The 9,836-nt window shown below is 35.2% G+C and carries 10 protein-coding genes, 1 pseudogene and 1 riboswitch; of the genes and pseudogenes, 6 read left to right on the forward strand and 5 right to left on the reverse strand.

The window, feature by feature from the left end; translation table 11 throughout:
- Positions 1-191: 191 nt before the first annotated feature.
- The 3 genes from fdhD to BK574_RS08800 all read left to right on the forward strand — a co-directional run bounded on the left by fdhD (position 192) and on the right by BK574_RS08800 (position 2,424).
- Positions 192-980 carry a formate dehydrogenase accessory sulfurtransferase FdhD gene (gene fdhD, locus BK574_RS08790; protein ID WP_078428346.1) on the forward strand — a complete coding sequence of 263 codons (789 nt, stop codon included), beginning with the start codon at positions 192-194 and terminating at the stop codon, positions 978-980.
- 98 nt (positions 981-1,078) lie between these two features.
- Entirely contained in the window at positions 1,079-2,101 is a 1,023-nt protein-coding gene (moaA, locus tag BK574_RS08795; RefSeq protein WP_078430811.1) for a GTP 3',8-cyclase MoaA, read from the forward strand.
- Positions 2,102-2,184: 83 nt separating this feature from the next.
- The gene (locus BK574_RS08800) at positions 2,185-2,424 is read left to right on the forward strand and encodes a group-specific protein (RefSeq protein WP_078428347.1); all 240 of its coding nucleotides are present in this window, start codon (positions 2,185-2,187) and stop codon (positions 2,422-2,424) included.
- A 189-nt stretch (positions 2,425-2,613) separates the two neighbouring features.
- Here the strand turns inward: BK574_RS08800 and BK574_RS08805 are convergent, their stop codons facing one another.
- The 4 genes from BK574_RS08805 to BK574_RS08820 form a co-directional block, all read right to left on the reverse strand.
- Complete coding sequence (locus BK574_RS08805) at positions 2,614-3,165, reverse strand: TRAP transporter small permease (RefSeq protein WP_078428348.1); 552 nt, start codon at positions 3,163-3,165, stop codon at positions 2,614-2,616.
- A gap of 27 nt (positions 3,166-3,192) precedes the next feature.
- Positions 3,193-4,503 carry a TRAP transporter large permease gene (locus BK574_RS08810; protein WP_078428349.1) on the reverse strand — a complete coding sequence of 437 codons (1,311 nt, stop codon included), beginning with the start codon at positions 4,501-4,503 and terminating at the stop codon, positions 3,193-3,195.
- Between the two features lie 92 nt (positions 4,504-4,595).
- Complete coding sequence (locus BK574_RS08815; protein ID WP_078428350.1) at positions 4,596-5,747, reverse strand: type 2 periplasmic-binding domain-containing protein; 1,152 nt, start codon at positions 5,745-5,747, stop codon at positions 4,596-4,598.
- A gap of 830 nt (positions 5,748-6,577) precedes the next feature.
- Positions 6,578-7,216: an MOSC domain-containing protein gene (locus BK574_RS08820; protein WP_078428351.1), complete on the reverse strand. Its 639-nt coding sequence runs from the start codon at positions 7,214-7,216 to the stop codon at positions 6,578-6,580.
- Positions 7,217-7,361: 145 nt separating this feature from the next.
- A riboswitch (guanidine-I (ykkC/yxkD leader) is annotated at positions 7,362-7,464 on the forward strand.
- Between the two features lie 155 nt (positions 7,465-7,619).
- Here BK574_RS08820 and BK574_RS08825 point away from each other — a divergent pair.
- The 3 genes from BK574_RS08825 (at position 7,620) to BK574_RS08835 (ending at position 8,926) form a co-directional block, all read left to right on the forward strand.
- Positions 7,620-7,964 carry a DMT family transporter gene (locus BK574_RS08825; protein WP_078428352.1) on the forward strand — a complete coding sequence of 115 codons (345 nt, stop codon included), beginning with the start codon at positions 7,620-7,622 and terminating at the stop codon, positions 7,962-7,964.
- A complete protein-coding gene (locus BK574_RS08830; RefSeq protein WP_078428353.1) occupies positions 7,964-8,284 on the forward strand; it encodes a DMT family transporter in 321 nt (106 codons plus the stop codon). Before BK574_RS08825 ends, BK574_RS08830 begins: the two co-directional genes overlap by 1 nt.
- 216 nt (positions 8,285-8,500) lie before the next feature.
- The gene (locus tag BK574_RS08835) at positions 8,501-8,926 is read left to right on the forward strand and encodes a hypothetical protein (protein ID WP_078428354.1); all 426 of its coding nucleotides are present in this window, start codon (positions 8,501-8,503) and stop codon (positions 8,924-8,926) included.
- Positions 8,927-9,070: 144 nt separating this feature from the next.
- Here BK574_RS08835 and BK574_RS08840 read toward each other — a convergent pair.
- Positions 9,071-9,836: pseudogene (locus tag BK574_RS08840) on the reverse strand (IS4 family transposase); the annotation flags it as partial.

The raw sequence follows: 9,836 nt of genomic DNA on the forward strand, positions 1-9,836 counted from the left end.
GATTTTTGAACAGTAATAATATACCTTGTTTTCACTCTAATATCAACACTTTTACAACAATTTTTTAAAACATTTTTACAATAGATATGTTATTAATATAAAATATTAGTAACAGATTTAACTTGTTTAATAGAAAAGAATATGTTTATATAGTTTAGTAATTATGAATATGACTCGGGGTGAAATAAATTTTGGATGAACAAATGAGCAGAAAATGGCCTATCGTAAAATACAACAACGGCAAATTCCTCTCCATAGAAGATGAGGTCGTTAGTGAATTCCCATTAACGGTGTACGTCAATGGTGATGAATTTGCAACAATTGTCTGTAGCCCCACACATTTTGATGAGATGGTGATCGGATTTTTAGCGTCTGAAGGTGTCATTCGCACTAAAGATGACGTGAAAAGTTTAAAAATAGATGAAAGTAAAGGATTTGCTTATGTAGACTTGCATGCAAATCAAATAACAAGTCAACAATACTATTCAAAACGATTTATTGGCTCTTGCTGTGGAAAAAGTCGACAATTTTATTTTCACAATGATGTTAGAACAGCTAAAACGTCTACTTCTACTACAACTTTAACAGGAAAGCAATGTCTTGATCTTATGAAAAAGATGCAACAAAGTAGTCTCGTTTTTCAATCTACGGGTGGTGTTCATAATGCTGCGATCTGTGACCCTAACGACATCATAGTTGATCGTTCAGATATTGGCCGTCATAATGCGTTAGATAAACTTTTTGGACATTGTATTATAAACCGCATTCCAGTTCGTGATAAAGTTCTAGTTTTTAGTGGAAGAATCTCTTCAGAAGTTTTAACAAAAGCGGCTAAAATTGGCGTCGGCATCGTTCTTTCGAAATCTGCTCCAACGGATTTAGCGATTAAACTCGCTCAAGATTTAAATATTACAGCGGTTGGATTTATTCGAGGTTCATCATTTAACGTTTACTCCCACCCGCACCGAATCGTGGAGTAGCATAACGCATTTTTAGCATTTATTAAATATAAGGAAAAAATTCTATTATTTCGCCAAGGTTGACACCCTATTTCTTATCTTTCAAAAGGAGGGTTGCTATCGTGAGTAAAAGCCAAAGTGTCTATGATCAAATTAATCGACCGCTTCGAGATTTACGAATATCAGTAACGGACAAATGTAACTTTCGCTGTACGTATTGCATGCCTGCTGAATTGTTCGGACCTGATTATCCTTTTTTAGAACGGCATGAAATTTTATCATTTGAAGAAATTGAACGGTTAACTCGGCTATTCGTAAACTCTCTCGGTGTCAAAAAAATTAGAATTACAGGTGGAGAACCGTTAATGCGCAAAGATTTACCTCAACTTATTGAGAAAATCAATGCAATTGATGGCGTAAAAGATATTGCGATGACAACTAATGGTGTACTTTTACCAAAGCATGCGAAAGCTTTAAAAAAGGCTGGCTTGATGCGTGTGTCAATAAGCTTAGACTCTCTTGACGATGAGCTATTTGGTCAAATCAATGGCAGAGGGGTATCTGTTCAGGAAGTGCTTAATGGTATTGATGCTGCAAAAGAAGCTGGCTTACAAGTGAAGATTAATATGGTCGTTAAGCGTGGTATGAATGAAAAAGAAATCGTCCCTATGGCGAAGTTTTTCCGTGAAAAAGGCCACATCCTCCGGTATATTGAATTTATGGACGTCGGAAATACGAATGAATGGCGTCTGGATGATGTTTATTCTAAAAATCAAATCATCGAAGATATTCATAAGGATATGCCACTTGAACCGATTGATCCGAATTATGTCGGGGAAGTGGCTACACGTTACCGATACGTTGGTTCGAATGACGAGATTGGCATCATTTCCTCGGTCACAGATGCATTTTGTAAAAGTTGTAATCGAGCTCGTATTTCAGCCGAAGGCAAGCTTTACACATGCCTCTTCTCATCTGAGGGGCATGACTTGCGAGACGTTTTACGATCTTCAGTATCTGATGAAGAAGTTGCAAAACACATCCAAGCCATCTGGCAAGGACGGAAAGATCAATATTCCGTTGACCGCAGTCATCTAAAAAACAAACGCAATAAAGTCGAGATGTCACGAATTGGCGGTTAGAATCGGTACCAGGAACCTTTAACGTTTCATTGTATCAAAGGTTCCTTGTTCCTGGTACCATATTTCAAAGGAGGTGTGTAACTATGAGTTCATGTAAATTAGATCATCCAGTGGAAGATGTTCAAAAGAAACTTGCTGATCAACAGGCTTTTTTACCAACGGAGTTATACAAAGCAACGAAAGATCTCTTAGACAAACCTCTTCGTCAATCACAACTTAATGAGTTATTTCATTTACTTAAGAAGTACGACTTAGCATCTAAAGAAGATCAAAACGAGCGCAACGAGAAGCTGAAAGGTCTTCTTTCTGAGCTTAACTCATAAGTATTGCCCCCCGCTTTTAATTGTTTTAAAAGCGAGGGGCATTTTTTATTAGTTTCTATAAATTACAAATTTCTTTTGTTCACTATAGCGATACGTTGTTAACCATTTGTCATGGCTATAGTGTTCAATTAAGATCTCGGACCGTCAGGGTTAATTGATAGAAAACCTATTTCAAAGACACAATTATTTCTATGAAGAATAATTTTCTTCATTTTGATCTTCTAATACTCTCATACTAGGTTCCTTTTCATAAAGGTTCTTTATGAGTATAAAGATCACTTCAATTATTAGTAATCCAGCTCCTATTGGTACGAGAAATATAAATGGGTAAAGTGGATAAAGTTTCCCTCCAGCTGGAAAGGCAAGCCCTTCTCTTACACCTTCTAAAGCATATTGCAATCCATACCAAGCAAGTAAAGTAAACAATATTCCTTCTGCAGCTAACATAACTATCACATTAAACCTTTGATAGTTTTTACTGAATCGTGAAACGACCATTGTAATTCGAGGAAAAATTCCCGTACTATATGCGTAAGCTAATGCTGGAAAAATAGATACTGGCATAAAATAGTTCCGTACTATTTCATAACCTCCAGGTATGGATTTATTAAAAAAGTTCCGACTTAATACATCCCCTACAATAAATACCATCATTAGAAATATGCCCATCCCACTTATTATCAAACCAATAAATTTTATTCTATTAAAAACTTTATAACTTTTAAAATATGACTCTGGCATAGCCTCACCACCTTACCTTTATTTTTATTACATTGTACTCGGTAACCATGTAGCAAGTCCTGGGAAAAGAATTAGTAATCCACACACTACAATTGCAACAACAACAGCAAATACTGTAGTGTACCTAAAAATACTCTCTAAGCCAATTTTACTTACACCGGAAACCGCGTAAACGCTTAATCCAACAGGTGGCGTTATTAAACCTAAAGTACAAATAACTGAAATAAACACCCCAAACCATAAAACATCAACATCCATCATTTGAATAATAGGTAGTAGAACAGGTAATGTCATTAAAATAACAGCAGCACCTTCAATAAACATAAATAGGAGGAAAAAAACTATTGTTAGAAGGCCTAGAACAAGGACAGGGTATTCTAACAAACCTCCAATCATATCAACTAGCTTCCTAGGTAGTAATGATAACGATACAAATCGACTAAAAATCTTTGCCCCAATTAATATTAGAATCACCATAACGGTAACCTTAACAGTATCTGTTAGAGATTCTATTAAAAAGTTTTTATTTACCTGTCCTAAGATAAGTGCTGCAAGAAAAGCAGCAAAAGCGCCTACTGCACCAGCTTCTGTAGGTGTAACAAACCCTGTGTAGATACCACCAAAAATAACAAATGAAATGAAAGCACCAACTAGGAGAACGGTAATTACTCTTGTTGTACTTATCGGTTTATTTTTTGGTGCCGTTTTTGTCTCCACAGGATTTGCCTTATCAGCTCTAGCTAACGCATAGAACATACACATAATAAAGACAAACATAATCATAAACCCTGGTATTACTGCTCCAATGAAAAGAGCACCGATCGGTGTCTCTGTAATAACCCCATATAAAATAAGGATGATACTCGGTGGTATGATACCAGAAAGCGATCCTCCAACTGCTGCAATAGCTCCCGCTAAATCACTTCGATATCCATGTTTTTGTAGTTCTGGTACAGCTACCTGTCCTAGTGAAGCAGCTGTTGCTGTGCCTGAGCCTGATACAGCACCTAAAAATCCACCGACTATTATTGTTAATGCCCCTAACAACCCTTTTTTTCCTCTCGAAATATTATATACAATTGTAAAAAAATCCTTAACAATACCAGCCTTTAAAATGAATTGAGCCATTAGAAGAAAAAGTGGGATCGTGGTAAGTGTATAACTCGCAGCTGATAAAAATGGATCATTTCCTAAAAATCCTGGTATAATTTGTCCTCTTCCGATGAGTAATAATCCAATAAGGCCGACACCCAACAAAACAGAATGAATGTACAACCCCGATAATAATAAAAAGAAGAATATAAGTCCAACAAGTGCTACTAATAAAATATCAGGCATAGTTCCCCCCCTAAAGTAAAGCGTTTCCAAAATTTAGATATGTAAATCTCCCAACTGCATACATTTTATCCAGTTGAGAGATTATATTATTTTTACTCTAATTCCATAATCGCGTCAGGCACGACTGCACCCTCTTCAACTATTAAGTCCCTCCATAATTTAACAAGAGGTTTACCTTCTATTCCTCTTTCTTCTAATAGATCAATGTAGTCATACCAAGTTTGTTCAATACCTGCTAGAAAATGGTCTTTCACTTCTGGGTCTATATCATTAATGTCTACAAATTTCCCTCCATTTTCAATATTCTCTGCCATAATTATATCTGAACGATTTTCATACTCAGCTGCTCCACTATCCACTAAATCTGCAGCAGCCGCAAGCATAATTTCTCTTACATCTTCAGGTAAACTATCCCACTTTTCTTGTGTAAATGCTAATACAGCATTAAAGTGACCAAAATTAACTCCTGTTAATGAATATTTAAACAAATCTTGAAAACCATAACCTGTCCAGTCAGCTATACTAAAAAAGCTTCCTTCAAAAGCCCCTCTACTAAGTGCGTCAAACATTTCTACAGCTGCCATTGTAACTGTACCTAACTCAGCATTAGTTGCAAACAGTTCAGTGATTCTTGAAGGCGTTCTTAAAGTGGTGCCTGATATGTCACTTAATGAATTGAATGCATGACCTGTTGTTGAAATTACATACTCTTGTGTAGTTCCAATTGGAAGAGCAAATACATCTTTATCCGCAAATTCCAATTCATAGAATGTTTTACCATCGTGAACTGGGACATCACTATCTAACAACTTTTTAAAAGCCCTAGATGCAATATATGTATCAGATTCCAATAAAGGTAACATAGTTACTTCAGACATTGGAAAACGTTGTGGATCGTATGGAGTTAACATCGGAGCTGCAATATCCGCAATTCCTTGTCTTAGACCCTCTAATTTTTGTGTAATCTCTACTAGCTCTCCAGATGGGAAAAATTCAAATTGTACTCGTCCATTTGTTTCTTCCGTTACTCTTTCCATCCATGGCCCGTAAAACCCTTCATACATTGCATGTGTAGTACTAAGTCCAGAAGCTACAATAAGAGTTATTGTTTCTTCATTAGAATTGCTATCGCTTTCTTCATTATTACCTTGATTAGAAGTTTCGCTGGAACCACCGCAAGCTGTTAGAAATAAAACTAGCATTGTAAATAAACAAGATAACCAAAATTTTTCTTTTTTTAGCATTTCATTTCCCCCTACCTATTTTATTGTGACAATACCGAGATCGAATTGAAAACAAATTGATACAACCGTTTTCAAAATCCGTCATTTTTCTCGCTTTTTTATCTTTTCTACCTCCTTTCGTGTTTTTTTAATGGTAACAATTTTCATTTTTTTAAACAATGGTTAAAATTTAAATATTTTATTTCAAAATAAGACATAAATTTCACCTTTTTATATTTATTTAGTTCCGAAAAGTTTTTTTGATATAATAAAAAAACGATTCTTACTTTAGATTAATCCCGTCAATCGTGATCCTAAGTACCACTTTCATATTCTAAATAACTACTAATCCAACAGATATGAAGACAATCTATCGATTAAAAAGGTCGAAAAATAATAAGCAAGTACTCTCTAAGATATTATTTTAAACTAATATTATATAACATTGACAAAAAATGTTTTTTTGTAAAAAAAGGGGAGTTACAGGAGAATAATGTCGGGAAAAAGTTGGACTAAATATTCTTTCAATCACATATAAAGGGGAATTTCACTGAATGGTTGATGTGAATAAGAAGAAAATTGGTGAAAATGATCGATTTAAAAATCAAATATTTGTTCATTAAACTAACCTGATGAAAAATAGTTATGGTTTACTCAATAGATAACAGGCCAGAAAAAAAGACAAATTATATCAAATGGATATAAGTCGTCTTTCTGCATATGAATTAGAAATTGATACATCAAAAGAAACTGACCTTAAGAACCCTTAGAATCAACCTCTATTTTTACAAATACCCTATAGTAGTTAAATCGAAACTCTTTTTTATAAATTAATGGTACCAGGCACAATATTATAAGCGTTTCATTAATGTCTTTCTCCAGCTATCTGATAGCTCATCTACTGCAAGTATAGTTTTGATACCATCTATATTACCTTTTTCTTTAAACATAATGGTGTTAGCAAAGGCGACACTTACTTCGTTTGGATGGCGTTCGATCAATTCAATCGCATCATTCTTATCGACAAACCCTTCTTCTAACACTCGAAAATAGTATCCTGAATACCCTGTGTCTTGAACTCGAACAACCAAATCATCCACTTCATTTCGTTTGGCCAACTTATAACAAGGTTGCCGTGGTTGGCTAACTTGTACAACTACGTCCCCAACACGATACGTATCTCCAATACAAACGTCCGTTTCCAACATACCTTTGACCGTTAAATTTTCACCAAACGCCCCGTTACTCATCTCACGATTTAATACATTCTGCCAATAATCGTAATGCTCGTATGGGTAAACACATACCGCTTTGTCTCTACCGCCGTGGTTTTCTTTATCTGCTTGTCCATCGCCTTCGACGTTCAACTTACCGATAAAAACAGGTCCTTCAACTTGTGTTTTATAAATTCCTGTATTTAATTCCTTCCCATTATGTTCAATTGTTTTTGGCTTTCCTATCTGAATCGAGACGCAAGTCATTTTCGACATCCGAACCGCTCCATTCCTGTTAATATTTGCATTATTTTACCATAATAAAATGAAGGGATCCAGCCTCTCTAATGAACTCGTTCCAAATTTAAAATATGGTCTTTACAAATAATAATTTCTACGCTATTATCTTTTTTAATTACATGTTTAAGTTTTCTAGGGTTCCGCATCTTTTTCGTTATCTGGTCTGGTCCGAGAGAAGACGCACAGTTCTGCTGTGTTCACGGAGGGATAAAAGCCCGGGAGGATATAAGTTATTATATCTTCCCGGGCTTTTTCATTAGGGTAAAAAAATTTGTTTGTTTTTTGAAACGCATTTTGAACAGTATTAAATGGGGTAAAACACCCTACTGGAAATGTGTGACTTACATCAAAAAGATTATTTAAGTAAGAGGTGTATATAGTGCAAAAGGTTTGGATCAGTATTTTTGTCGCAGCTTTTTTTGAAGTGCTTTGGGTCATCGGTTTAAAACATTCTAATACCGTATGGATGTGGCTTGGAACAGGAATAGCAATCTTTATCAGCTTTTACATAATGATCATGGCTGGAAGAAAACTGCCTGTTGGTACTGTTTATGCTGTTTTTGTTGGATTAGGAACAGCAGGTACCGTAATAGCTGATATCCTTATTTTTAAAGAACCGTTTCAAATGACGAAGATCCTTCTCATTTTATTTTTATTAGTAGGTGTTGTAGGCCTAAAAATTGTGACCCCAGAAATTATAGCTGAAAAAGAGGTGGATCGATAATGGCATGGATTTTGCTCTTATTAGCGGGAATCTTTGAAATGGTCGGTGTCGTCATGATTAACAAATTACATCAGGACCGTAATTGGCAAGCTTTATTATATTTAGTCATTTCCTTTGCCTCAAGTTTTCTATTTCTAGCTCTTTCTTTACAAACACTACCAATGTCAACCGCATACGCCATTTGGACTGGAATTGGCGCCGCTGGTGGGGCTATCTTAGCTATGGTGTATTATGGTGAACCTAAAAACATGCTCCGTCTCGTTTTTATTGCCATCATTATTGCTTCAACTATAGGGTTAAAGTTAGTTTCACCTGTATAAAAACAAATTTTGTTAGCAACTATTTTTGCATTAAGAGTAGCTATTTATCTAATAGCAGAAACAATAATCTTATAGAAAAGTACCTTTTGAAATAAATTCAAAGTGTAAGCACCATTGGACTTCAACATGAAAAATTTAATTAGTAGGTTATTAGTACAAACCCTTGAAAGATTATTAGCATAACATATTAATAAATATTTCAGGAGGTTACTTATTGTGAATGACTTTACATTAATCAAGATTTCTAACCCTACTGGGAAAATAGTTGAAGTTGTCAATAACCCGACCCCTTATGAACATATTGGAAGTGGGGATGAAGGGGCTGTTTTTAAACTAACGGATAAAAAATGTGTAAAAATATATCCTAATGTAGAACATTGTAGAGCTGAAAAAGAGGTACTAATCGAAGCTCAACACTCCCCGCTTTTTCCTAATTTATATGATTGGGGAGATAACTATATAGTAATCGAATATATTAACGGGATAACATTAGATAAATTTTTAAAGAATAAAAATACTATACCATTTTCTTTGACTAAACAGTTTATAGATTTATATAAGGAAATGGAACGTTTAAAATTCACTGATGTTAACTTGCATATGAAACATTTAATTGTTACAAAAGACACTAGTGTTGCATAAAACTGCATTCTATAAGTTAGAATATTCTGTATTTTGCACTTCGTGGCAAATGAGCTAAAAAGACAACACCAAGCGAAAGGTGGTACTGTCCATTTGGTAAAATTATACATTTAGTTCTTAAGTGACGGTCAGCTAGTAAAGTTCTTACGGAATCCCTTTGGGACTAATATAACTGAACCATACATGGACTGGCCGCCATAAAGTTCTCTTCAACCATCGAGTGATCTGTAAAAGTGTTTGCTTACTTTTGATTTCTAGTTGGATAAGTACACTAAGGCAGTACGTAATCAGTCCTAAAAACAGTTGATTGTGAACTGCTTCTTCACTATAACCAAAAAAAGTTTTAATTTTTACGTGCTGTTTTAACTATTTGAAAAAGAGCTCAATTGCCCACCTTGAACGGTATAGATCTCCAATTTCTTCAGCTGTTAAATCGAAGCGATTGGTAATCAAGCGTAGTAATTGTCCTTTTGAATCAACGGTTTCAATAATACGAAACACATTTTCACATCGCTTTTGTGTTGTGCCGATATAGGCCATTTTGTCTGATGTTACTGGGCTACCTTCTGGAATGTTAAACGTTTCAATCTCTCGAATAACTGCGTTTTTCTTTAGTCTGGATAGGAAAAAGATACCATCATCTGTATAACGATCAAATCGTTCATAATCAACATACCCGCGGTCAAACACGTACATGGCGTCTTTATCATCAACGAGTATTTCAAGTTGGTTTCGGTCGTGTTCCGAAGCATCTGTGATAATGGCTTTTTCTGGGTATGCCAATTCCTGATCCACGTAAACTAACCTAAGGTGAAGTTTTACGCCAGCTTTAGTCTTTCGAAATTTGGCCCACTGACAACGAGTAAGATTGAGTGGCATCGTACTAGAGTCAATGATTTTAATCGGTCGG

The organism is Alkalihalobacterium alkalinitrilicum (assembly GCF_002019605.1).
Lineage (GTDB): Bacteria > Bacillota > Bacilli > Bacillales > Bacillaceae_F > Alkalihalobacterium > Alkalihalobacterium alkalinitrilicum.